General features: G+C 53.8%; 33 protein-coding genes and 1 pseudogene. 32 read left to right on the forward strand and 2 right to left on the reverse strand.

Going from position 1 to position 20,435, the window contains the following annotated elements; translation table 11 throughout:
- Positions 1–135, forward strand: a pseudogene (gene tuf, locus AB8B76_RS13245) (elongation factor Tu); the annotation flags it as partial.
- Positions 136–282: 147 nt separating this feature from the next.
- On the opposite strand, the gene AB8B76_RS13250 reads toward tuf, so the two are convergent.
- Entirely contained in the window at positions 283–666 is a 384-nt protein-coding gene (locus AB8B76_RS13250; RefSeq protein ID WP_405273164.1) for an NINE protein, read from the reverse strand.
- Between the two features lie 183 nt (positions 667–849).
- Between AB8B76_RS13250 and AB8B76_RS13255 the strand changes: the two genes are divergently transcribed.
- The 29 genes from AB8B76_RS13255 (at position 850) to rplQ (ending at position 15,370) form a co-directional block, all read left to right on the forward strand.
- Positions 850–1,086, forward strand: a complete 237-nt coding sequence (locus AB8B76_RS13255) for a YdcH family protein (RefSeq protein ID WP_405273166.1) — start codon at positions 850–852, stop codon at positions 1,084–1,086.
- 194 nt (positions 1,087–1,280) lie between these two features.
- Complete coding sequence (rpsJ, locus tag AB8B76_RS13260) at positions 1,281–1,592, forward strand: 30S ribosomal protein S10 (protein WP_008292615.1); 312 nt, start codon at positions 1,281–1,283, stop codon at positions 1,590–1,592.
- Positions 1,593–1,720: 128 nt separating this feature from the next.
- A complete protein-coding gene (rplC, locus tag AB8B76_RS13265; protein WP_405273168.1) occupies positions 1,721–2,356 on the forward strand; it encodes a 50S ribosomal protein L3 in 636 nt (211 codons plus the stop codon).
- 17 nt (positions 2,357–2,373) lie between these two features.
- Positions 2,374–2,991, forward strand: a complete 618-nt coding sequence (rplD, locus tag AB8B76_RS13270; RefSeq protein WP_405273170.1) for a 50S ribosomal protein L4 — start codon at positions 2,374–2,376, stop codon at positions 2,989–2,991.
- Positions 2,988–3,284 carry a 50S ribosomal protein L23 gene (gene rplW, locus AB8B76_RS13275; RefSeq protein WP_405273172.1) on the forward strand — a complete coding sequence of 99 codons (297 nt, stop codon included), beginning with the start codon at positions 2,988–2,990 and terminating at the stop codon, positions 3,282–3,284. The genes rplD and rplW overlap by 4 nt, the downstream gene beginning before the upstream one ends.
- Positions 3,285–3,298: 14 nt before the next feature.
- Positions 3,299–4,126, forward strand: coding sequence for a 50S ribosomal protein L2 (gene rplB / locus AB8B76_RS13280; RefSeq protein WP_405273173.1), 828 nt, complete (start codon positions 3,299–3,301; stop codon positions 4,124–4,126).
- 48 nt (positions 4,127–4,174) lie between these two features.
- Positions 4,175–4,450 (forward strand): 30S ribosomal protein S19, encoded by a 276-nt coding sequence (gene rpsS, locus AB8B76_RS13285; protein ID WP_405273174.1) that lies wholly within the window; start codon positions 4,175–4,177, stop codon positions 4,448–4,450.
- A 28-nt stretch (positions 4,451–4,478) separates the two neighbouring features.
- A complete protein-coding gene (rplV, locus tag AB8B76_RS13290; protein ID WP_008292606.1) occupies positions 4,479–4,817 on the forward strand; it encodes a 50S ribosomal protein L22 in 339 nt (112 codons plus the stop codon).
- Between the two features lie 19 nt (positions 4,818–4,836).
- Positions 4,837–5,505: a 30S ribosomal protein S3 gene (gene rpsC, locus AB8B76_RS13295; RefSeq protein WP_405273175.1), complete on the forward strand. Its 669-nt coding sequence runs from the start codon at positions 4,837–4,839 to the stop codon at positions 5,503–5,505.
- A gap of 29 nt (positions 5,506–5,534) precedes the next feature.
- Complete coding sequence (gene rplP / locus AB8B76_RS13300) at positions 5,535–5,948, forward strand: 50S ribosomal protein L16 (protein WP_405273177.1); 414 nt, start codon at positions 5,535–5,537, stop codon at positions 5,946–5,948.
- Positions 5,948–6,139, forward strand: a complete 192-nt coding sequence (gene rpmC, locus AB8B76_RS13305) for a 50S ribosomal protein L29 (RefSeq protein WP_008292601.1) — start codon at positions 5,948–5,950, stop codon at positions 6,137–6,139. The genes rplP and rpmC overlap by 1 nt, the downstream gene beginning before the upstream one ends.
- 2 nt (positions 6,140–6,141) lie before the next feature.
- On the forward strand, positions 6,142–6,411 hold the full coding sequence (rpsQ, locus tag AB8B76_RS13310) for a 30S ribosomal protein S17 (protein ID WP_405273180.1): 270 nt from the start codon (positions 6,142–6,144) through the stop codon (positions 6,409–6,411).
- A complete protein-coding gene (gene rplN, locus AB8B76_RS13315; protein WP_008292599.1) occupies positions 6,408–6,776 on the forward strand; it encodes a 50S ribosomal protein L14 in 369 nt (122 codons plus the stop codon). Before rpsQ ends, rplN begins: the two co-directional genes overlap by 4 nt.
- A gap of 66 nt (positions 6,777–6,842) precedes the next feature.
- On the forward strand, positions 6,843–7,157 hold the full coding sequence (rplX, locus tag AB8B76_RS13320) for a 50S ribosomal protein L24 (RefSeq protein WP_405273182.1): 315 nt from the start codon (positions 6,843–6,845) through the stop codon (positions 7,155–7,157).
- Between the two features lie 23 nt (positions 7,158–7,180).
- Entirely contained in the window at positions 7,181–7,720 is a 540-nt protein-coding gene (rplE, locus tag AB8B76_RS13325; RefSeq protein WP_405273184.1) for a 50S ribosomal protein L5, read from the forward strand.
- Positions 7,721–7,728: 8 nt separating this feature from the next.
- The gene (rpsN, locus tag AB8B76_RS13330) at positions 7,729–8,034 is read left to right on the forward strand and encodes a 30S ribosomal protein S14 (protein WP_405273186.1); all 306 of its coding nucleotides are present in this window, start codon (positions 7,729–7,731) and stop codon (positions 8,032–8,034) included.
- 24 nt (positions 8,035–8,058) lie between these two features.
- Positions 8,059–8,454 carry a 30S ribosomal protein S8 gene (gene rpsH / locus AB8B76_RS13335; RefSeq protein WP_405273188.1) on the forward strand — a complete coding sequence of 132 codons (396 nt, stop codon included), beginning with the start codon at positions 8,059–8,061 and terminating at the stop codon, positions 8,452–8,454.
- Between the two features lie 82 nt (positions 8,455–8,536).
- Positions 8,537–9,064 (forward strand): 50S ribosomal protein L6, encoded by a 528-nt coding sequence (gene rplF, locus AB8B76_RS13340; protein ID WP_405273191.1) that lies wholly within the window; start codon positions 8,537–8,539, stop codon positions 9,062–9,064.
- 12 nt (positions 9,065–9,076) lie between these two features.
- Complete coding sequence (gene rplR, locus AB8B76_RS13345) at positions 9,077–9,427, forward strand: 50S ribosomal protein L18 (protein ID WP_009024895.1); 351 nt, start codon at positions 9,077–9,079, stop codon at positions 9,425–9,427.
- Positions 9,428–9,439: 12 nt separating this feature from the next.
- Complete coding sequence (gene rpsE / locus AB8B76_RS13350) at positions 9,440–9,946, forward strand: 30S ribosomal protein S5 (RefSeq protein WP_008292592.1); 507 nt, start codon at positions 9,440–9,442, stop codon at positions 9,944–9,946.
- Positions 9,947–10,022: 76 nt separating this feature from the next.
- On the forward strand, positions 10,023–10,211 hold the full coding sequence (rpmD, locus tag AB8B76_RS13355; protein ID WP_405273193.1) for a 50S ribosomal protein L30: 189 nt from the start codon (positions 10,023–10,025) through the stop codon (positions 10,209–10,211).
- 8 nt (positions 10,212–10,219) lie between these two features.
- Positions 10,220–10,654 carry a 50S ribosomal protein L15 gene (gene rplO / locus AB8B76_RS13360; RefSeq protein WP_405273249.1) on the forward strand — a complete coding sequence of 145 codons (435 nt, stop codon included), beginning with the start codon at positions 10,220–10,222 and terminating at the stop codon, positions 10,652–10,654.
- A 64-nt stretch (positions 10,655–10,718) separates the two neighbouring features.
- The gene (gene secY, locus AB8B76_RS13365) at positions 10,719–12,041 is read left to right on the forward strand and encodes a preprotein translocase subunit SecY (protein WP_405273194.1); all 1,323 of its coding nucleotides are present in this window, start codon (positions 10,719–10,721) and stop codon (positions 12,039–12,041) included.
- Between the two features lie 27 nt (positions 12,042–12,068).
- Positions 12,069–12,185, forward strand: a complete 117-nt coding sequence (gene rpmJ, locus AB8B76_RS13370; RefSeq protein WP_075998814.1) for a 50S ribosomal protein L36 — start codon at positions 12,069–12,071, stop codon at positions 12,183–12,185.
- Between the two features lie 135 nt (positions 12,186–12,320).
- Positions 12,321–12,677: a 30S ribosomal protein S13 gene (rpsM, locus tag AB8B76_RS13375; protein WP_405273197.1), complete on the forward strand. Its 357-nt coding sequence runs from the start codon at positions 12,321–12,323 to the stop codon at positions 12,675–12,677.
- A 94-nt stretch (positions 12,678–12,771) separates the two neighbouring features.
- Complete coding sequence (rpsK, locus tag AB8B76_RS13380; RefSeq protein ID WP_405273199.1) at positions 12,772–13,164, forward strand: 30S ribosomal protein S11; 393 nt, start codon at positions 12,772–12,774, stop codon at positions 13,162–13,164.
- A gap of 14 nt (positions 13,165–13,178) precedes the next feature.
- A complete protein-coding gene (gene rpsD / locus AB8B76_RS13385; RefSeq protein WP_405273201.1) occupies positions 13,179–13,799 on the forward strand; it encodes a 30S ribosomal protein S4 in 621 nt (206 codons plus the stop codon).
- Between the two features lie 72 nt (positions 13,800–13,871).
- A complete protein-coding gene (locus tag AB8B76_RS13390; RefSeq protein ID WP_405273203.1) occupies positions 13,872–14,876 on the forward strand; it encodes a DNA-directed RNA polymerase subunit alpha in 1,005 nt (334 codons plus the stop codon).
- A gap of 101 nt (positions 14,877–14,977) precedes the next feature.
- Positions 14,978–15,370, forward strand: a complete 393-nt coding sequence (gene rplQ, locus AB8B76_RS13395) for a 50S ribosomal protein L17 (RefSeq protein ID WP_405273205.1) — start codon at positions 14,978–14,980, stop codon at positions 15,368–15,370.
- Between the two features lie 211 nt (positions 15,371–15,581).
- On the opposite strand, the gene uvrA is transcribed toward rplQ, so the two are convergent.
- Complete coding sequence (uvrA, locus tag AB8B76_RS13400; RefSeq protein ID WP_405273206.1) at positions 15,582–18,431, reverse strand: excinuclease ABC subunit UvrA; 2,850 nt, start codon at positions 18,429–18,431, stop codon at positions 15,582–15,584.
- Positions 18,432–18,602: 171 nt separating this feature from the next.
- Here uvrA and AB8B76_RS13405 point away from each other — a divergent pair, with 171 nt between their 5' ends.
- A complete protein-coding gene (locus AB8B76_RS13405; RefSeq protein ID WP_405273208.1) occupies positions 18,603–19,808 on the forward strand; it encodes an MFS transporter in 1,206 nt (401 codons plus the stop codon).
- A gap of 76 nt (positions 19,809–19,884) precedes the next feature.
- Positions 19,885–20,388 (forward strand): single-stranded DNA-binding protein, encoded by a 504-nt coding sequence (gene ssb / locus AB8B76_RS13410; protein WP_405273210.1) that lies wholly within the window; start codon positions 19,885–19,887, stop codon positions 20,386–20,388.
- The last annotated feature ends 47 nt before the right edge of the window (positions 20,389–20,435 follow it).

The following is a 20,435-nucleotide window of genomic DNA, read 5'->3' on the forward strand; positions in this document are numbered from 1 at the left end:
GTTATGCCGGGCGACAACGTACAGATGGTTGTGACGTTGATTGCACCGATTGCGATGGAAGAAGGCCTGCGTTTTGCTATCCGTGAGGGTGGTCGAACTGTTGGTGCTGGAGTTGTCGCTAAGATCATCGAGTAAGACGAGCGTAAAAGCGCAAGCAGCGAGCGAAGTAATGCCGACGTAATTCGCGGTAAGTAGTTCGCGGAAAGTAATACAAAAAAGCCCAGCTGATCAGCTGGGCTTTTTTGTGCCTGACATTGACGATCGATGCGAGCGCTCAGAGGTTCACTCGTTGATCTCATCGATCTGTTCATTCAGCGTCCAGTAGTCGTACAGAATCCCCAGGCCAAACAGGCCGACGGTGAAAAGATATAGAAGGCCGGTAAAGACTTTACCCATGTAGAAGCGGTGGATGCCAAAGGCCCCCAGGAATGTGAGGAGTATCCAGCTGATGTTGTAGTCGACATCGCCCTCATAATAGCGTCTGTCGGCATCATCGTTCATCCCCGGTATCAGCAGCAAATCGATAATCCAGCCGACAAAGAACAGTCCAAAGGTAAAGAACCAGATTGTCCCGGTAATAGGTCGCCCGTAATAGAAGCGATGAGCCCCCATGAATCCGAAGATCCACAGCAGGTAACCCATAACTACAGAGTGTGAGCGTTCCATAACTGTTCATTCTCCTTGAATACTAGCCGCCAGCTGCGGGTAATCTTCGATTAATCCTGTATTGATCATGACACAGGTCATGGTGTTGGACGAAAGGCGCACGTTAAGCTGACGCTATACTGCGATGAATTCGAAGTTTCATGGCAATAGGTTCTGACCAATAGACTAGTTGAGGAATGTGATATGCCAGTAATACACCATGATCTGGTCCATGAGTTTCCCGAGCACAAAGAGCGTATTCATGATCTAAAGACGAGCAACGCTCACTTTAGGAAGCTCTTCGAGCGTTACCATGATCTAACCAAGGAGGTTGAGAACATGGAAACCGAAGTCACTCCCGTGACGACGCAAACTGAAGAGGAGGCCAAGCTCAAGCGCTTGCATCTGAAAGATGAGCTCTACCGTATGATTACCCAGTAGTTTCGCCAAGCCTCAGGCGCTGCGGGGCATCCTCTGCTGCGGCGGTAGCCACGTTTTAACTTCTTCCCCCGACTGTTGATATTTCATAGAATATTCCTTGACAGTTGGGGTGCTCATACCTAGAATTCGCGCTCCATTTGTCGGGGTCCCCACCGCGGGGCTCTGGTTTTTTGAAAAGATTGGAGACTGATCGCGTGCAGAATCAACGCATACGTATTCGCCTGAAAGCTTTTGACCACCGCCTGATCGATACATCGACTCAGGAAATCGTTGAAACAGCTCGGCGGACCGGCGCACAGGTACGAGGCCCCATTCCTCTGCCTACTCGCAAAGAACGTTACACCGTGCTGGTATCACCGCACGTAAACAAGGACGCACGTGATCAGTACGAGATTCGTACTCACAAGCGCCTACTCGACATCATTGAGCCAACAGAGAAGACCGTTGACGCATTGATGAAGCTCGACCTGGCGGCGGGCGTGGAAGTACAAATCAGTCTTGGTTAACGACAATTCGTAGCAAGACCTGCCTCGGCCAGTAACAACGGTGCGAGGTGTGTAACGCCCAAACTTTCATGGTGAAGGACTGGGCGGCCATAGAGGGTGAAAGCCCCGTACACTGTGAGGTTGGCAAAATGACTATTGGCTTAGTCGGCCGGAAATCCGGCATGACGCGCGTCTTTACTGAAGACGGCGCATCTATACCAGTAACCGTAGTGGAGGTTTCTCCAAACCGCGTTACTCAGATCAAAGATAACGACAGCGATGGCTATCGTTCGATTCAAGTAACTGCGGGTAGCCGAAAGGCTGCCAAGGTAAGCAAATCCGAGGCGGGTCTCTTCGCCAAGGCCGGTGTTGAAGCTGGTCGTGGTTTATGGGAATTCCGTCTATCTGCCGAGGAAGAAGGCTTTGAAGTTGGCTCCGAGCTGACTGTAGAGCGTTTCGAAGAAGGCCAGAAAGTGGATGTTGCTGGCAAGTCCAAGGGTAAAGGTTTTCAGGGCGTCATCAAGCGCTGGAACTTCAGCATGCAGGATGCTACCCACGGTAACTCACTATCGCACCGTGCGCCTGGTTCTATTGGCCAGTGCCAAACCCCTGGTCGCGTCTTCAAAGGTAAGAAGATGTCAGGTCAGATGGGTAACGCCAACGTAACGGTACAGGGTCTTGAGATCGTGCGCGTAGATGCAGAGCGTAATCTGCTCCTGATAAAAGGTGCTGTACCTGGTGCACCCGGTGGGGACGTTGTCGTACGTCCAGCCGTTAAAGGCTGAGCGCGGGAGGAATTTAGGTGGAACTGAGTATATTAAAGCCCGGGAATGAGTCGGCAGGCACGCTTTCAGTGTCAGATGCCAACTTCGCGCGCGAATACAACGAAGATCTGGTACACCAGGTCGTAACGTCTTTTCTTGCCGGCGCCCGACAGGGTACGCGAGCTCAAAAGACACGCTCTGATGTCAGTGGTGGTGGTAAGAAGCCTTGGCGTCAAAAGGGTACTGGTCGTGCACGTGCGGGCACCATCCGTTCGCCAATCTGGCGTAGCGGTGGCGTAACGTTCGCCGCGCGGCCCCAGGATCACAGCGTTAAGGTGAATCGCAAGATGTACCGCGCTGCCCTGAAGACGATCATGTCTGAGCTTGCTCGTCAGGATCGCCTCGTTGTAGTTGAGACTTTGGATCTTGATGCGCCAAAAACAAAGCTGTTGGTCAGTCAGTTGGATGGCTATGGCGTAAACAGTGCGCTGCTGATTGCTGATCAGGTGAACGAGAACCTGTATCTGGCGTCGCGCAATCTGCAAAAGGTCGATGTTCGCGATGTTCAGGCGATCGACCCTGTAAGTCTGCTGGCCCATGACAAAGTTATGGTGACTGTGGACGCCGTTAAAAAGATTGAGGAGATGCTGGCATGAACCGTGAGCGCGTATTTCAGGTGCTGATGGGCCCGCATGTGTCGGAAAAGGCAGCGATTGTTGCCGATGCCAATAATCAGTACGTATTTAAAGTTGCACTTGATGCGACCAAGAGCGAGATCCGCAAGTCAGTGGAGCAGTTGTTCAAGGTTAGCGTTGAGGATGTCCAGACTCTTAAGGTCAAGGGCAAGATGAAGCGTAATCGCTACGGGTTTAGCACTAAGCCAACCTGGAAGAAAGCTTATGTCCGAATTGCCCAGGGGCAAGACATAGACTTCGCGGCAGCTGAGTAAGGGAGAGCGGACAAATGGCAATTGCAAAGAGTAAGCCGACGTCAGCGGGCCGCCGTCACCAGGTTCGCGTCGTCAATCAGGAGTTGCACAAAGGTGCACCCTACGCGCCGCTTCTTGAGAAGCAGTCACGTAATGGCGGTCGAAACAATAACGGACGTATTACTACGCGTCACGTTGGCGGTGGGCACAAGCAGCACTACCGGGTTATCGACTTTAAGCGCAATAAGGACGCGATTCCTGCAAAGGTTGAGCGTATCGAGTACGACCCCAATCGTACCGCGCACATCGCACTTCTTCTGTTCGCCGATGGAGAGCGTCGTTACATCATCGCTCCTAAGGGATTGAAGGCTGGTGATGCTGTGCAGTCAGGTTCCGCAGCGCCAATTAAAGCTGGTAACTGTTTGCCTCTGCGTAACATCCCTGTGGGGTCGGTAGTGCACGCGGTTGAGTTGAAGCCAGGTAAGGGCGCGCAGATTGCACGTTCAGCAGGTGCTTCGGTACAGCTTGCTGCTCGCGAAGGACGCTACGCGACTATCCGTCTGCGTTCCGGCGAGATGCGCAAGGTGCTGTCTGATTGTCGGGCGACCTTGGGTGAAGTGTCTAACTCGGAGCATAGTCTTCGTAAGTTGGGTAAAGCTGGTGCTGCGCGTTGGCGCGGTGTGCGGCCGACGGTTCGTGGTGTAGCCATGAACCCCGTTGATCACCCTCATGGTGGTGGTGAAGGTCGTACCTCTGGTGGACGGCATCCGGTTAGCCCTTGGGGTACACCGACTAAGGGTTACAAGACCCGCAAGAATAAGCGTACTGATGATCTCATCGTGCGTCGCCGGCGCAAGAAGTAACGCCGGCGCCCTTTGGGATTGGACGAACAGGATTAGAGGAACAAAACAGTGCCACGTTCATTAAAGAAAGGCCCGTTTATCGATCTGCACCTTCTGAAGAAGGTAGAGACGGCTCTGGAGGCTAACGATCGCCGACCTATCAAGACTTGGTCGCGTCGCTCCATGGTATCTCCGGATATGGTTGGATTGACTATTGCCGTGCACAACGGGCGACAGCACGTGCCTGTATTGGTTAACGAGGACATGGTGGGCCACAAGCTTGGCGAGTTCGCGGTTACGCGTACTTTCAAGGGCTACGTTGTGGACAAGAAGGCGAAGCGCTAAGCGCGGGCCGGGAATAGGAATCGGATTGATGGAAGTTTCAGCTAGATTAAAAGGTGCACGCATCTCTGCGCAGAAAGCGCGGCTAGTTGCAGACCAGGTTCGCGGAAAGCCCGTAGAAGAAGCCTTGTCTGTGCTTGAGTACAGCAACAAGAAGGCAGCACACATTGTTCGCAAGGTGCTGAACTCTGCAATTGCTAATGCTGAGAACAATGAAGGTGCTGACGTTGACGAGTTGAAAGTTTCGACTGTCTTTGTCGATGAAGGCATGACGATGAAGCGCTTGCGTCCGCGAGCCAAGGGTCGCGCAGATCGTATTTTTAAGCGCAGCTGCCACATCACCGTAAAAGTCGCCGACGGCGAAAGCTAAAGGATCAGGAGAGGACCACATGGGTCAGAAAGTACATCCCACGGGCATCCGCCTTGGCATCGTCAAGGACCATACCTCAGTTTGGTATGCGGATCGCAAGAACTATGCAAAGCAGTTGGTTACCGATTTGCACGTGCGTAGTTTTATCGAAAAGAAGCTGGACAATGCGTCCGTAAGCCGAGTCGTCATCGAGCGGCCTGCGCAAACAGCGCGAATAACCATTCATACGGCCCGTCCCGGCATCGTGATTGGTAAGAAAGGTGAAGACGTCGACAAGCTTCGCAAGGTATTGACAGAAAAGATGGGTGTGCCCGTGCACATCAACATCGAAGAGATTCGCAAGCCCGATCTAGATGCTCGTTTGGTAGCACAGAACGTGGCTCAGCAGCTCGAGCGACGCGTAATGTTCCGTCGCGCAATGAAGCGCGTCGTTCAAAATGCGATGCGCCAGGGGGCTGAGGGAATCAAGGTCCAGGTGAGTGGCCGTTTGGGCGGGGCTGAGATTGCTCGCACCGAGTGGTACCGCGAGGGTCGAGTTCCTTTGCACACATTGCGTGCGGATATTGATTACGCAACATATGAGGCAGCAACCACCTACGGAATCCTGGGCGTCAAAGTCTGGATCTTTAAGGGTGAGGTGCTAGGTGCTGATGAGGCTGACAACGGCCGTAAGGCAGCGGCCAGCTAAGCGGCCAAAAAAGCTAAGGGTTTAGAAGAATGCTGCAACCAAAACGTACAAAGTTTCGCAAGACGATGAAGGGCCGTAACCGCGGTCTTGCTCATCGTGGTAGCAAAGTCAGCTTTGGCGAGTACGGGCTGAAGGCCACCGGTCGTGGGCGCATCACCGCGCGCCAGATCGAGGCGGCTCGTCGTGCTATGACTCGTCACATCAAGCGTGGCGGAAAGATTTGGATTCGCGTATTTCCAGACAAGCCAATTACTGGCAAGCCTTTGGAAGTTCGTCAAGGTAAGGGTAAGGGTAACGTAGAGTACTGGGTTGCTCAGGTTCAGCCTGGCAAGGTTCTCTACGAAGTACAGGGTGTGTCGGAAGAGTTGGCCCGGGAAGCTTTTGAGCTTGCCTCGGCGAAGATTCCGGTTGCCACCGCGTTTGTTAAAAGATCGGTGATGTGATGAAAGGCAGCGAATTGCGCGAGCAAAGCGCAGAACAACTAGGCGAGCAGCTGCTGGCTCTCCGAGAGGAGCAGTTCAAGCTGCGTATGCAAAAGGCGACTGGTCAGTTGAGCCAGACGCACTTGCTGCAAGCCAACCAGCGCGACATCGCGCGAGTTAAAACCGTGTTGCACGAAAAGGCAGGTGAATAGCGATGTCAGCTGAGAAAAGAACCCGGACCGTAACTGGTCGAGTAGTAAGCAACAAGATGGACAAGACCATCACTGTGCTTATCGAGCGTCGCGTTCGTCATCCTATGTACGGTAAGTACATGACCCGCTCTTCGAAAGTACACGCCCATGATGCTGACAACCAGTGTGGTATTGGCGATTTGGTGACGGTTGCTGAGACTCGTCCTATCTCTAAGAGCAAGACCTGGAACCTCGTTGAGGTTGTAGAGAAAGGGGAGAGCGTCGCGCAATGATCCAGACTGAATCCTATTTGGAAGTAGCAGATAACAGCGGCGCACGCCGGGTTATGTGCATCAAGGTGCTCGGTGGTTCCAAGCGTCGTTATGCGCGCGTTGGTGATCTCATCAAGGTAACCGTTAAAGAAGCCATTCCCCGCGGGAAGGTGAAGAAAGGTCAGGTTATGACTGCCGTGGTCGTTCGCACCAAGAAAGGTGTTCGTCGCCCCGACGGTTCGCTGATCAAGTTTGACGACAACGCTGCGGTGTTGCTGAACAACCAGGAAGCGCCTATCGGTACGCGTATTTTTGGGCCAGTTACCCGCGAGCTTCGTGGCGAAAAATTCATGAAGATTATTTCCCTAGCACCGGAAGTAATCTGAGGGCAGGCGGCCCTGAGGGGCTGCCGCGCAGTAAGCAGTGCAGTGAGCACTAAAGAGTAGAGAACAATGCTGAAGATAAAATGTGACGATGAAGTGATCGTGCTCGCTGGCAAGGACAAGGGCAAGCGCGGAAAAGTGCGCAAGATCGTAGATGACAGCCGTGTGATTGTGACTGGCGTCAATATGATTAAAAAGCACACCAAGCCCAACCCTCAAGCGGGTGTTCAGGGCGGAATCGTCGAGCGTGAGGCCGCGATTCAGGTGTCGAACATTGCAATCTTCAACCCCGAGACCAGCAAAGCAGATCGTATTGGCTTCAGTGTCGTCGACGGCAAGAAGGTCAGAATTTACAAGTCTAGTGGCGCGGCCCTAGACGCCTAAGGGCAAGGAACAGGTACAAGCAGATGGCAACCTTGAAAGATAAGTACCGGGACGAGATCGCGGCTAAGCTCAAAGAAGAACTGGGCTTGGACAACGTGATGGAAGTTCCGCGCATTACCAAGATCACACTAAACATGGGTGTTGGTGAGGCCGTAGGCGACAAGAAAGTTATGGAGAACGCACTTTCGGATATGACCAAGATTGCGGGTCAGAAGCCTGTAGTGACCCTGGCTCGTCGCTCTATCGCCGGCTTCAAGATTCGCGACGGTTGGCCGATTGGCTGCAAGGTCACTCTTCGCAGTGAGCGTATGTATGAGTTTCTGGAGCGTCTGGTAAGCATCGCGATCCCTCGTATTCGTGACTTCCGCGGCATTAGCCCAAAGTCCTTCGACGGCCGCGGTAATTTCGCCATGGGCGTTACCGAGCAGATTATCTTTCCTGAGATTAACTACGACGAAGTAGACAGTCTTCGAGGTATGGATATCACGATCACTACGACTGCACGAACGGACGACGAAGGTCGCGCCTTGCTTCGTGCATTCAATTTTCCGCTGAAAGGGTAATTCGGGTTATGGCAAAGAAGTCGATGATAGCGCGTGAAGACAAGCGTGCTCGTACTGTCGCCCGCTATGCAGCGAAGCGTGCAGAAATTAAGGCAGTCCTGGCTAGCACCACCGCCAGCGACGAAGAGAAGTGGGACGCGCAGGTCGCTCTGCAAAAGCTGCCTCGCAACGCGAGCCCAGTACGACAGCAGCGTCGTTGTCAGATAACTGGCCGTCCGCATGGCGTGTACCGCAAGTTTGGCCTGTGTCGTAACAAGCTCCGTGAAGCCGCTATGCGCGGTGACGTCCCCGGTCTGGTTAAGGCCAGCTGGTAAGCGAAGCCGAGAAGGAATAGAAACATGAGTATGCAAGACCCATTAGCGGATATGTTGACCCGCATTCGCAACGCGCAGATGGCCGGTAAAACCAGCATCGACATGCCCGGTTCAAAGCTCAAGGCTGCTGTTGCCAAAGTCCTCGAAGAAGAAGGCTACATTGCCGGCTTCGAAGCCCACGCAGATGGTGTAAAGCCGCGCCTGCGTTTGGAGCTCAAGTACTTTGATGGAAAGCCAGTGATCGCAGAGATCGATCGCGTAAGCCGCCCCAGCGTACGTCGCTACTCAAACAAAGATGAGTTGCCGACTGTTCGAAGCGGTTTGGGCATAGCTATCGTTTCAACGTCGCGCGGTGTCATGACAGACCGTGCGGCTCGCGCTGCCGGTGTTGGTGGCGAGGTGCTCTGCACGGTCTTCTAAAGACCTGGGTGCGAGCTGAGTTAGTTAAAAGACTTGTCGGTACTTTCGGGTACGGGCAGAAGACAAAGAGAAAGGGCGAAGTATGTCCAGAGTAGCAAACAATCCAGTCTCCCTGCCGAAAGGCGTGGAATTGACCGTTGCTGATCGTGAGGTACAGGTGAAGGGCGCTAAGGGCTCCTTGTCTCTGTCACTTTATGAAGGCGTAAACATTGCCCAGGAAGACGGCACCGTGACTTTTGCTTACGAGACTGATAAGTCCAAGGCGATGGCGGGTACGACTCGCGCGCTCGTAAACAATATGGTCAAGGGTGTATCCGAAGGCTGGCAGAAGAAACTGGTGCTAAATGGCGTTGGTTATCGTGCAAAGGCGTCCGGCAAGTCAGTAAATCTGACGGTGGGACTGTCGCACCCTGTGGACTTCGAGCTTCCAGAAGGCCTCAGTGCAGAAACACCGACTCAGACTGAGATCGTGGTTAGCGGAATAGACAAGCAGGCAGTGGGCGAAGCAGCGGCGAAGATCCGTAGCTTCCGTCCACCAGAGCCATACAAGGGTAAAGGTATTCGTTACGCGGACGAGCATGTCCGACGTAAGGAAGCCAAGAAGAAGTAACAGGACATCGAGATGAGTGCAAAGAACGATTCGCGTCTCCGTCGCGCCCGCAAGGCGCGCCAGCGTATGCGCACCCAAGGTGCCAACCGTCTGAGCGTACACCGGACTCCGCGTCACATTTATGCGCAGGTGTTTGCGCCTACTGGTGACACGGTCCTGGCGAGCGCTTCTACGTTGGACAGCAGTCTGCGTAGCGGAGCAACAGGCAATATTGATGCAGCGTCAGCTGTTGGCAAGCTCCTGGCGGAGCGTGCTAAAGCGGCCGGTGTTGAAAAGGTCGCTTTTGATCGCGGTGGTTTTAAGTACCACGGGCGAGTAAAGGCGCTGGCTGAAGCCGCGCGCGAAGGCGGACTGGAATTCTAGGATATATAGACGATGGCGTTTAACGATCAGAAGCAGCAAGACGGTGACCTCCAGGAGAAACTGGTTCAGGTAAACCGTGTGGCAAAAGTAGTCAAAGGTGGCCGAATCTTTGGATTCACTGCTCTCACCGTGGTTGGTGACGGCAAAGGTCGTGTCGGGTTTGGTCGTGGTAAGGCGCGGGAAGTGCCTGTCGCTATTCAGAAGGCGATGGAAGCAGCGCGACGCAACATGATTCAGGTTGACCTTGATAACGGTACGATTCAGTACCCGATTAAAGCGCGGCACGGAGCATCTAAGGTCTACATGCAGCCAGCTTCCGAAGGAACAGGCGTTATCGCCGGTGGTGCGATGCGTGCGGTCCTTGAAATTGCGGGTGTCCATAACGTTTTGGCTAAGTGCTACGGGTCAACAAATCCCGTGAACGTTGTACGAGCTACGTTCAATGGTCTTCGTGATATGGCTTCGCCCGAGTCTGTAGCGGCCAAGCGCGGTAAAAGTGTCGAAGAGATCTACGGCTAAACAGCGCGGTTCTCTCGACAGTATTTGCGACAGCATTTTTACAACAGTTTTTTGTAACAACACGGATTAGCGACTCATGGCTAAGGCAACAATTAAGGTCACTCAGACCAAGAGCAGCAACGGGCGGTTAAAGAATCACCGCGCTTGCGTAGCGGGTTTGGGACTTCGTCGTATCGGACACACTGTGGAAGTGGAAGACACTCCCTCGGTACGCGGCATGATTAACAAAGTCAGCTATATGCTGACCGTGGAGGAACAGGCGTGAGCGATACAATGCGACTCAACACCCTGAGCCCCGCTCCTGGTTCGCGAAAAGCAGCCAAGCGCGTCGGCCGTGGTATCGGTAGCGGTGTCGGCAAAACTGCCGGCCGTGGACACAAAGGCCAGAAGTCTCGTTCGGGCGGTAAAGTGGCACCCGGTTTTGAGGGTGGTCAGATGCCACTCCAGAAGCGTCTGCCGAAGTACGGCTTTACGTCACGTATTTCGCGCACCACTGCGCAGGTTCGTTTGGGTGAACTTAACAAGGTCGATGCTGAAGTTATTGATCTGGAAGCACTGAAGAGCGCCGACATCGTTCGTGATGACGTTTTGCGTGTTCGCGTTTTCCTTTCCGGTGAACTGACGAAGGCGGTGACGCTCAAGGGTATACCAGCCAGCAAGGGTGCCCGCGAGGCAATCGAGCAGGCGGGTGGCAAGATCGAAGACTGAGTCTTCGACTAATTTTGCCAAGCGCAGTAAACACTAGAGATCTAGGAGCGACAACGAAAAACTGATGGCCGAGTTACCCTCAGCAAACCGAGCCGGACTGGGCGAGCTTTTTGCTCGCCTTCGTTTTGTATTGGTCGCCATAATTGTTTACCGCATCGGTACGCACATTCCTGTGCCGGGCATCGATCCGAACCAGCTAGCGGCGCTGTTCAACCAGAATCAGGGCACGATTCTCGGTTTGGCGAATATGTTTTCCGGTGGTGCATTGGAGCGCATGAGTATTCTTGCGCTCGGGATCATGCCTTATATCTCTGCATCCATCATCATGCAGTTGATGTCCGCTGTAACCCCTCAGCTCGAGCAGCTCAAGAAGGAAGGGGAGTCCGGACGCAGGAAGATCAGCCAGTACACACGCTATTTGACGGTCGTTTTGGCGATCGTACAGGCGACGGGAATGACCGTAGGTATGGCAAACCAGGGCATGAGCTACAACTCCGGCCTCTTGTTCTTTGTCATCGCGATCACCTCTTTGGTAACCGGCGCAGTATTTATGATGTGGCTGGGTGAACAGATTACCGAGAAGGGTGTTGGTAACGGCATCTCACTACTGATTTTTGCAGGGATTGTGGCGGGTCTGCCGTCGGCTATTGGTCAGTCTCTGGAGCAGGCTCGTCAGGGCGAGATTAATATCCTAGCGCTCTTGCTGATCCTGACATTGGCGATAGCCGTCATTTATATGATCGTGTTTATCGAGCGCGGGCAACGCAGGATCACGGTGAACTATGCCAAGCGGCAGCAGGGCCGCAAGATGTACCAGGCGCAGAGTTCTCACCTGCCCTTGAAGGTGAACATGGCGGGCGTTATTCCGGCTATCTTCGCGAGCAGTATTTTGTTGTTCCCAGCCTCGATTGCGCAGTGGTTCGGACAGTCTGGCGGCGCCGATTGGCTTCAGGATCTGGCGGTGGCAATTGGCCCTGGCCAGCCCTTGAATATCTTGTTGTTCACCATCTTTATCGTGTTCTTCTGTTTCTTTTACACGGCCCTGATGTTCAATCCTCAGGAAGTGGCAGACAACCTTAAGAAGTCCGGAGCGTTTGTTCCTGGTATTCGCCCCGGTCAGCAGACAGCCAATTACATCGATGGTGTGTTGACTCGTCTAACCGTGTTTGGCTCAGCGTACATCGCACTGGTATGTCTGTTGCCGCAGTTTTTAGTAGTGACGTGGAACGTACCTTTTTACCTGGGCGGTACCTCGCTATTGATCGTCGTTGTTGTAGTCATGGATTTCATGGCGCAGGTTCAAAGTCACATGATGTCGCATCAGTACGATTCAGTGATGAAAAAAGCCAATCTCAAGAATTATGGAAACGCAGGGCGAGTTCGCTAAGAACTCGGTCTGTTTGGGAGTAAAAAGATGAAAGTAAGAGCATCCGTAAAGAAGATCTGCAGAAACTGCAAGGTCGTTCGTCGTAAGGGCGTGGTCCGCGTGATTTGCAATACAGATCCGCGACACAAGCAGCGACAGGGTTAAGGGTTGCAGGCATTGCGTTCTGGCAACGAAATCGTTAAAATCGCGCGCCTTTTTTCAGGGTTTCGCAATCTCGCGTCGCAGCAGCCATTGGTTGCCGATCACGATGCGCGTACACAGTTTTTCGGAGATAAGTGAATGGCTCGTATAGCCGGGGTCAACATACCCGACAACAAGCACGCCGTAATCTCCCTCACCTATATTTTTGGTGTAGGGCGAACCCAAGCTAAGCGTATTTGCGAGGCGAGTGGCGTAGAACAAAGCGCTCGTGTGGGTGATCTTTCAGAAGATCAGCTGGACGTACTGCGTAATAAGGTTGGTGAGTTGACCGTCGAAGGTGATCTTCGTCGTGAAGTCTCTATGAATATTAAGCGATTGATGGATCTGGGTTGTAACCGTGGCCTGCGTCACCGTCGTAACCTTCCTCTTCGTGGACAGCGCACTAAAACCAATGCGCGCACCCGTAAGGGACCAAGAAAGCCGATTCGCCGTTAAAACCGCGCCGGTCAAAGGCCGGAAAGGAACTGCGAATCCTTAATTAGTGTAGCTGCACCGCTGTGCAGTGTTGATATTAAGCAGGATTAGATACATGGCTAAGCCAGGTGGCAAGAGCACGCGCAAGAAAATCACGCGCACCATCGCTGATGGAATAGCGCACATACATGCGTCATTCAATAACACCATCATTACTATCACTGACCGTCAGGGTAATACCCTGAGCTGGGCCACTTCAGGTGGTTCAGGTTTCCGTGGTTCACGTAAGAGCACGCCTTTCGCAGCCCAGGTTGCAGCAGAGCGCGCCGGTGAAGCTGCTAAAGAGTACGGTCTCCAGAACTTAGATGTACAGGTGAAAGGTCCAGGACCAGGTCGTGAATCTGCTGTTCGTGCACTTAACGCCTGTGGTTACAAGATCAGCAATATCACTGACGTGACGCCGATCCCACACAATGGTTGTCGTCCGCCCAAGAAGCGTCGCGTTTAAGAGGGAGCAAGATTATGGCTCGTTATATTGGTCCAAAGTGTAAGCTCGCTCGCCGCGAGGGCACTGACCTGTTTTTGAAGAGTGGCGTTCGGTCGCTCGAATCCAAGTGTAAGCCGGAGTCTGTTCCTGGTCAGCACGGTGCCCGTCGCGGACGTTTGTCCGACTACGGTGTTCAGTTACGTGAGAAGCAGAAGGTTCGTCGTATTTATGGCGTACTCGAGAAGCAATTCCGCAACTACTACAAGGAAGCGGCCCGTCTTAAGGGTGCTACCGGTGAAAACCTTCTCCAGCTGCTCGAGAGCCGCTTGGACAATGTCGTATATCGCATCGGTTTTGGCTCTACACGTTCCGAGTCTCGTCAGTTGGTCGCCCACAAGGCGATTCTGGTGAACGGCAAGGTTGTGAACATCGCTTCTTACAAAGTTAAGGCCGGTGATGTGGTCTCCTTGCGCGAGAAGGCCAAAAAGCAGCTGCGTGTGCAGTCTGCCATGGCACTTGCAGCGCAGCGCGGAGAGCCTGAGTGGATCGACGTAAACGTCGAGAAGCTAGAGGCAGTTTACAAGGCCGCCCCAGATCGTCAGGAACTATCTTCTGAGATCAACGAGAACCTGATCGTCGAGCTGTACTCCAAGTAAATAAGTGGCGCTAAGCGCCACTCAATGAGTATCCAGAGCCGATCGTTCCGAACACATATACAGGTGCCATAAATGCAATCATCAGTTAAAGATTTACTGACTCCTCGCAAGATCAACGTTGCTGAGAAGAGCAAGACGCGCGCTCAAGTAACTCTTGAGCCACTGGAGCGTGGTTTTGGACACACGTTGGGTAATGCACTTCGCCGCATCCTCCTGTCTTCAATGCCAGGCTGTGCAATCACGGAAGTCGAGATTGATGGCGTTCTTCATGAGTACTCAGCCATAGAGGGTGTGCAGGAAGACGTTATTGAGATCCTTCTGAACCTCAAGGGCGTTGCCTTGATCATGAACGGTAAGGACGAAGCTGAGCTGGTCCTGAGCAAGGAAGGCGAAGGTCCCGTCACGGCAGCTGATATTCAGACTGACCACGATATCGAGATCTGCAACCCCGACCACGTGATTTGCACTCTGAACAGCAAGTCAGCGGTTCACATGAAGCTTACGATTGCTCGCGGCCGAGGATACTCTCCGGCTGATGCTCGGGAGAATCCAGAAGAAGAAACACGCTCAATTGGCCGTCTCCAGCTAGACGCGACCTTTTCTCCGGTACTGCGTGTGTCCTACGTTGTAGAAGCCGCTCGTGTTGAGCAGAGAACTGACCTCGACAAGCTGGTTCTCGATCTCGAGACTAACGGAACGATTGACCCGGAAGAGGCTATTCGTCGAGCTGCGACCATTTTGAACGACCAGCTGCGCGTATTTGTCGACCTCCAGAGCGAGACTCAGGCAGTGACTAACGACGCTGAAGATGAGGTGGATCCTGTGCTTCTGCGTCCTGTCGATGATCTCGAGTTGACTGTGCGTTCTGCGAACTGCCTGAAGGCTGAGAACATCTACTACATTGGTGATTTGGTACAGCGCACCGAAGTAGAGCTGCTTAAGACACCTAATCTGGGTAAGAAGTCACTTACCGAAATCAAGGACGTGCTTGCTTCACGCGGTTTGTCCCTGGGTATGCGACTTGAGAGCTGGCCACCGGCTAGTCTGAGAAATGATGAGAAGGTGCTCAGCGCCTGATAGGGCTTGCAGAGGAGCCTCTGGTTATTCTCTGCGCCGCTAAGGCTACGAACACAAAAGACAACAGGGCGTCGAGAGACGCCGAGTAAAGGACTGGAAAAATGCGTCATCGTCAAAGCGGACGTCAGTTAAACCGCAACAGCTCACACCGAAAAGCCATGTTTCGTAACATGACCATCTCTTTGGTTGAGCACGAGCTGATTAGAACAACCTTGCCTAAAGCGAAGGAGCTGCGCGGATACGCGGAGCCCTTGATCACGCTTGCGAAGAACGACAGTGTCGCAAATCGTCGACTCGCATTCGATCGCGTTCGCAATAAGGCAGCGGTAGGCAAACTCTTCACCGAACTGGGACCTCGCTACCAGGCTCGTCCTGGTGGGTATATCCGTATTCTCAAGTGCGGTTACCGTACTGGTGATAAGGCGCCGATGGCCTACGTCGAGCTTGTTGACCGTCCAGAGCCAGAGAGCTACGACGACGCTGGCGACGAATAAGCCACGATCGTTTTAAAGCGTTACTAGGAGCCGGGTTCTTGCCCGGCTTTTTTGTGCCTGATAGTTAAGGTCTAGCTAGCGGCAAGGGTGTCGCGGACAACACCACACCTGTTGTTACGCGTCGCGCGGAGCGCTCCTGACTGCTTCACAACAGGCATGCAGCGGCGGGGGCGTTGTTAGAAGCTTCGGTGTGTGGATCGCCAAGCGCTAGTTAAGCCGCTTTACTCTTGCCGGTCTTGCTTCCAAGCATCGGCTTAAGAAAGTGCCCTGTATGGGATTTTTTATTCTTGGCCACCGCTTCCGGCGTGCCGGTTGCGATGATCTGACCTCCACCGCTACCACCTTCGGGGCCCAAGTCGACTATCCAGTCCGCCGTTTTGATGACATCCAGATTGTGCTCGATGATCACCACCGTATTGCCGTGATCGCGCAGTCGATGGAGCACTTGCAATAGCTGGCGGATATCTTCGAAGTGCAGACCGGTGGTCGGCTCGTCGAGAATATATAGGGTTCTGCCCGTGTCTCGCTTTGAGAGTTCTCGCGACAGTTTCACGCGCTGGGCTTCTCCGCCTGAGAGGGTGGTGGCGGCCTGGCCAAGCCGAACGTAGCTTAAACCGACGTCCATAAGCGTTTGCAGCTTACGTGCAATAGTCGGCACGGCCTCAAAGAACTCCAGCGCGTCCTCGATCGTCATGTCGAGCACTTCGTGAATGTTCTTGCCTTTGTAGCGTATGTCCAAGGTCTCGCGGTTGTAGCGTCGGCCTTTACAGATATCGCAGGGCACATAGATATCTGGCAGGAAGTGCATCTCTACCTTGGTTACGCCATCGCCCTGACAGGCCTCGCAACGCCCACCCTTGACGTTAAAGCTAAAGCGGCCCGGCTTATAGCCTCGAGAGCGCGCTTCCTGTGTGCCTGAGAAAAGCTCTCGCACGGGAGTAAATATCCCGGTGTAGGTCGCAGGATTCGATCGCGGCGTTCGCCCAATGGGGCTCTGATCAATATCGATGCATTTGTCGATATGTTCTAGTCCTTCCATCGCCTCGTGAGCGGCGGGGGTAAGCGTTGTCGCACCGTTTAGGGCCGTTGCCGCTAAGGGATACAGCGTTGCGTTGATCAGCGTAGACTTGCCCGATCCAGAAACGCCTGTAACGCAGGTTAACAGTCCCACGGGGATTTCAAGATCGACATCCTGCAGATTGTTCCCTGAAGCTTTGCTCAGACGCAGCAACCGCTTCTCGTCCATTACGGCGCGCTTCTCGGGTATCTCAATACATCTCTCGCCGGAGAGATAGGCGCCTGTGAGAGAGCTTTTCTCGTCCATGATGGCCTGGGCATCACCCTCGGCAACAATGGTGCCACCATGGACGCCAGCGCCCGGGCCTATATCGATAATGTGGTCGGCCATGCGGATGGCGTCTTCATCGTGCTCCACCACGAGCACGGTGTTGCCAAGGTCTCGAAGGTGGGTGAGTGTTCGTAGCAGACGCTCGTTATCCCGCTGGTGGAGACCGATAGAGGGCTCATCGAGGATATACATCACACCCACCAACCCTGCGCCGATTTGTGAGGCAAGTCGAATGCGCTGAGCTTCACCACCAGACAACGTTTCGGCACTTCGATCGAGGCTCAGGTAGTTCAGGCCCACATCCACTAAAAATCGATAGCGAGCGCGGATTTCTTTCAAAATCTTTTCGGCAATCTCAGCATCGCGTCCCGCAAGATCCAGGGCGGCGAAGTAGTCCTCTGCCTGACCTACGGGCAGCGCGGTTATTGCCGGTAGATTCTTTCCATCGACTAAGACATGACGTGCATCTTCGCAAAGTCGGCTACCGCCGCATTCCGCGCAGGGCGCAGTCGTCAGAAATTTCGACAGGTCTTCGCGGACCGACTGTGATTCTGTGTCACGGTAGCGCCGCTCCATGTTCGGGATGATTCCCTCAAAAGCGTGGGAGCGCTTGAAAACATCACCTCGATCGTTCACGTAGGAGAAGCTCACTTCTTCCTTGCCGCTGCCCTCCAGAATGATCTTCCGGTGCTTTAACGAGAGATTTTCAAAAGGTGTATCAATATCAAAGCCGAAGTGACTCGCCAAAGAAGTCAGCATATGAAAGTAGTAGACATTCCTTCGGTCCCAACCGCGTATGGCTCCTTCAGCAAGGCTCGCCTCTGGAAACAAGACCACGCGTTCCGGATCAAAAAATTGTCTTACCCCGAGGCCGTCGCAGCTTCCACAGGCGCCGGCAGGGTTGTTAAAGGAAAACAGCCGCGGCTCCAGCTCGTTGATACTGTGACCGCATTCGGGGCAGGCAAAACGTGCCGAGAACACCAGATCAGCTGCTTCGCCATCCATGTCCACGACCAGCGCTAGACCATCGGTGAGTTCCAGCGCTGTTTCAAAGGATTCTGCCAAGCGCTGTTTAAGGTCTTCACGCACTTTAAAGCGATCTACGACGACTTCAATGCTGTGCTTTTTCTTTTTGTCCAGGTCCGGAAGGTCATCCAAATCTCGAACGCTGCCGTCGACTCGGGCACGGACAAAACCCGCACCGCGCAGCTCTTCAAACACATGATGGTGCTCACCTTTGCGCTCTCGCACTACGGGAGCAAGCAGCATCAGGCGCGCACCTTCTGGTTGTGCAAGTACTGTATCGACCATCTGGCTGACTGTTTGCGCTTGGAGGTGGCGATTGTGAGTCGGGCAATGAGGCTTACCTACCCGGGCGTAAAGTAAGCGCAGGTAGTCATAAATCTCGGTAATGGTTCCCACGGTCGAGCGGGGATTGTGCGACGTGGATTTTTGTTCGATGGAAATCGCTGGTGATAGGCCCTCCACATGATCAATGTCGGGCTTTTCCATCATGCTCAGGAACTGTCGGGCGTAGGTAGAGAGCGACTCCACGTAGCGTCGCTGACCCTCGGCGTACAGTGTATCGAAGGCCAGAGATGACTTTCCCGACCCCGAAAGTCCTGTGATGACCACGAGCTTGTCCCGAGGAATATCAAGGTTGATATTCTTCAGATTGTGCGTGCGCGCTCCACGCAGTTGAATTGTATCCATGCTGGCTTCCGCAAGTGACGGGCAAAAACACCACAGTATAAGGTGGCGGCTTTGAGCGAACAAAAGGTAAGTAAGAAAACTGCCTAAATATACGCCCTTGAACCCGGCATGGATGGTCGAGCGTCACTTAAAAGCTGTTACCATTTGCGACATTCGCGAGGTACCTCAGTATTGCTTACAACTAATCCCATGACAGCGCTGGAGCGGCGTGTCGTCGCTGCTTTGGCGTTGCTTTACAGCTTCCGCATGCTCGGCTTGTTTATGGCTTTGCCACTGCTGGCACTTTACGCCGCGGATATGTTGGGTGCTTCGCCGCTCATGATCGGCGTTGCCCTGGGAGCGTACGGAGCTACGCAAGCTTTGCTGCAGATACCCTTGGGCTGGCTGTCCGACAAGATTGGACGGAAACCCGTGATACTTGGTGGGTTGGCCTTGTTTGTCCTCGGTAGCGTAGTCGCGGCTCTCGCAGATAGCGTGCAGGTGATCGCTGTCGGTCGCGCTCTGCAGGGAGCGGGGGCAATCTCCGGGTCTGTTATGGCGCTGGCTGCTGATCTCACGTCCGAAGAGCAGCGCACCAAAGCCATGGCGGTGATAGGTATCAGCATAGGCTTATCCTTTGCGCTGGCGCTGATCTGCGGGCCACTACTGGCTGCCTGGGGTGGTCTCGCCGCCGTGTTCTGGATGACGGCGGCTCTCGCGGTGCTTGGCATGGCCATCGTGCTGCTGGGTATACCGTCGGCAGAAACGCGGAGTCACGAGAGTGTTGGAGCGAACCGCAACATGTTCCGTCCGGTGCTCGCGGATCCCGTGTTGCAACGTCTGAATGGCTCGGTGTTTCTTTTGCACTTTATGCTGACAGCATCATTTCTAGTGGTTCCGGCGGTCATAGAAGGGAGTATGGGCGTTCCCAGAGACTCCCACTGGCAGGTTTATCTCCCGGTGCTCGTTATCTCATTACTAGGCATGTATCCCTTGCTGCGGTTGTCGGAGCGAGGAGGGCGTTCTAGTTTGGCGCTGAAGATCACCGTCATCATGATGCCGGCATCCCTGGCTGCTCTGTTTCTGGGGAGCAATATCTTGCTGCTTTACATTGCCTTGTGTGGATTCTTTACCGCTGTTAACTATCTTGAAGCGGCTCTGCCTTCGCTGGTGAGCAAGGCCGTTTTTGCCCATGGCAAAGGCACGGCACTGGGCATTTATGCGACCTGCCAGTTTCTCGGAGCGTTTGTCGGCGGAACTACCGGGGGCTTGGTGTATGGCTCAGCAGGTCTTTCGGGGCTCCTTTGGTTGGTTTTGCTAGCTGCCGCGCTTTGGCTAGTGCTGATATGGCGCATGAGTCCTACTCCCCGGTCTCAAGGTGCTGCCAGCGCCGCTTGAGCGTTTATGCTGTCGCAATTCCAGAGTTGGATTGCTATATTGATCGGCCCTTTTTTACAGATTCGGAAATAGCAATATGGCATCGCGCGGCGTCAATAAAGTGATTCTTGTAGGAAACTTGGGCGCTGATCCAGAAACGCGCTTTATGCCCTCGGGTGGTTCGGTAACCAACGTTCGTTTGGCGACCTCTGAAACCTGGAAGGACAAGCAAACCGGGCAGCAGCAGGAGCGTACCGAGTGGCACCGCGTGGTGTTCTTTAACCGTCTCGCCGAAGTCGCTGCTGAATATCTGCGCAAGGGTTCAAAATTGTATGTGGAAGGCGCTATCCGTACACGTAAATGGCAGGACCAATCAGGTCAGGACCGCTATACCACAGAGATAGTCGGCAGTGAGATGCAGATGCTCGACAGCCGCGGGGGAAGTGGCGGTGGGAGTAACGACGGAGGCTATGACCAGAGCTATCCTGAAGCGGGTGGTTCGAGTGGCGGCTCCACCTTTAGTTCGCCGTCTCAAAACAGCCCTGCAGCGGCGCCCCAGCCAGCTGCGATGGGCGATATCGACGACGATATACCGTTCTAGACCAGCGGTGTGCTGTTCTCTTAACTCTCTTAGTCGCTTAAGGACTG

It is taken from the genome of Congregibacter sp. (assembly GCF_045107095.1).
Taxonomy (GTDB): Bacteria; Pseudomonadota; Gammaproteobacteria; order Pseudomonadales; family Halieaceae; genus Congregibacter.

Excerpts from the sequence above, each read along its gene's own strand:
- AB8B76_RS13250 (WP_405273164.1), bottom strand. The coding sequence starts at position 666 with ATGGAACGCTCACACTCTGTAGTTATGGGTTACCTGCTGTGGATCTTC.
- AB8B76_RS13255 (WP_405273166.1), top strand. The coding sequence starts at position 850 with ATGCCAGTAATACACCATGATCTGGTCCATGAGTTTCCCGAGCACAAA.
- rplC (WP_405273168.1), top strand. The coding sequence starts at position 1,721 with ATGACTATTGGCTTAGTCGGCCGGAAATCCGGCATGACGCGCGTCTTT.
- rplW (WP_405273172.1), top strand. The coding sequence starts at position 2,988 with ATGAACCGTGAGCGCGTATTTCAGGTGCTGATGGGCCCGCATGTGTCG.
- rplB (WP_405273173.1), top strand. The coding sequence starts at position 3,299 with ATGGCAATTGCAAAGAGTAAGCCGACGTCAGCGGGCCGCCGTCACCAG.
- rplV (WP_008292606.1), top strand. The coding sequence starts at position 4,479 with ATGGAAGTTTCAGCTAGATTAAAAGGTGCACGCATCTCTGCGCAGAAA.
- rpsC (WP_405273175.1), top strand. The coding sequence starts at position 4,837 with ATGGGTCAGAAAGTACATCCCACGGGCATCCGCCTTGGCATCGTCAAG.
- rplP (WP_405273177.1), top strand. The coding sequence starts at position 5,535 with ATGCTGCAACCAAAACGTACAAAGTTTCGCAAGACGATGAAGGGCCGT.
- rpmC (WP_008292601.1), top strand. The coding sequence starts at position 5,948 with ATGAAAGGCAGCGAATTGCGCGAGCAAAGCGCAGAACAACTAGGCGAG.
- rpsQ (WP_405273180.1), top strand. The coding sequence starts at position 6,142 with ATGTCAGCTGAGAAAAGAACCCGGACCGTAACTGGTCGAGTAGTAAGC.
- rplN (WP_008292599.1), top strand. The coding sequence starts at position 6,408 with ATGATCCAGACTGAATCCTATTTGGAAGTAGCAGATAACAGCGGCGCA.
- rplX (WP_405273182.1), top strand. The coding sequence starts at position 6,843 with ATGCTGAAGATAAAATGTGACGATGAAGTGATCGTGCTCGCTGGCAAG.
- rplE (WP_405273184.1), top strand. The coding sequence starts at position 7,181 with ATGGCAACCTTGAAAGATAAGTACCGGGACGAGATCGCGGCTAAGCTC.
- rpsN (WP_405273186.1), top strand. The coding sequence starts at position 7,729 with ATGGCAAAGAAGTCGATGATAGCGCGTGAAGACAAGCGTGCTCGTACT.
- rpsH (WP_405273188.1), top strand. The coding sequence starts at position 8,059 with ATGAGTATGCAAGACCCATTAGCGGATATGTTGACCCGCATTCGCAAC.
- rplF (WP_405273191.1), top strand. The coding sequence starts at position 8,537 with ATGTCCAGAGTAGCAAACAATCCAGTCTCCCTGCCGAAAGGCGTGGAA.
- rplR (WP_009024895.1), top strand. The coding sequence starts at position 9,077 with ATGAGTGCAAAGAACGATTCGCGTCTCCGTCGCGCCCGCAAGGCGCGC.
- rpsE (WP_008292592.1), top strand. The coding sequence starts at position 9,440 with ATGGCGTTTAACGATCAGAAGCAGCAAGACGGTGACCTCCAGGAGAAA.
- rpmD (WP_405273193.1), top strand. The coding sequence starts at position 10,023 with ATGGCTAAGGCAACAATTAAGGTCACTCAGACCAAGAGCAGCAACGGG.
- rplO (WP_405273249.1), top strand. The coding sequence starts at position 10,220 with ATGCGACTCAACACCCTGAGCCCCGCTCCTGGTTCGCGAAAAGCAGCC.
- secY (WP_405273194.1), top strand. The coding sequence starts at position 10,719 with ATGGCCGAGTTACCCTCAGCAAACCGAGCCGGACTGGGCGAGCTTTTT.
- rpmJ (WP_075998814.1), top strand. The coding sequence starts at position 12,069 with ATGAAAGTAAGAGCATCCGTAAAGAAGATCTGCAGAAACTGCAAGGTC.
- rpsM (WP_405273197.1), top strand. The coding sequence starts at position 12,321 with ATGGCTCGTATAGCCGGGGTCAACATACCCGACAACAAGCACGCCGTA.
- rpsK (WP_405273199.1), top strand. The coding sequence starts at position 12,772 with ATGGCTAAGCCAGGTGGCAAGAGCACGCGCAAGAAAATCACGCGCACC.
- rpsD (WP_405273201.1), top strand. The coding sequence starts at position 13,179 with ATGGCTCGTTATATTGGTCCAAAGTGTAAGCTCGCTCGCCGCGAGGGC.
- AB8B76_RS13390 (WP_405273203.1), top strand. The coding sequence starts at position 13,872 with ATGCAATCATCAGTTAAAGATTTACTGACTCCTCGCAAGATCAACGTT.
- rplQ (WP_405273205.1), top strand. The coding sequence starts at position 14,978 with ATGCGTCATCGTCAAAGCGGACGTCAGTTAAACCGCAACAGCTCACAC.
- uvrA (WP_405273206.1), bottom strand. The coding sequence starts at position 18,431 with ATGGATACAATTCAACTGCGTGGAGCGCGCACGCACAATCTGAAGAAT.
- ssb (WP_405273210.1), top strand. The coding sequence starts at position 19,885 with ATGGCATCGCGCGGCGTCAATAAAGTGATTCTTGTAGGAAACTTGGGC.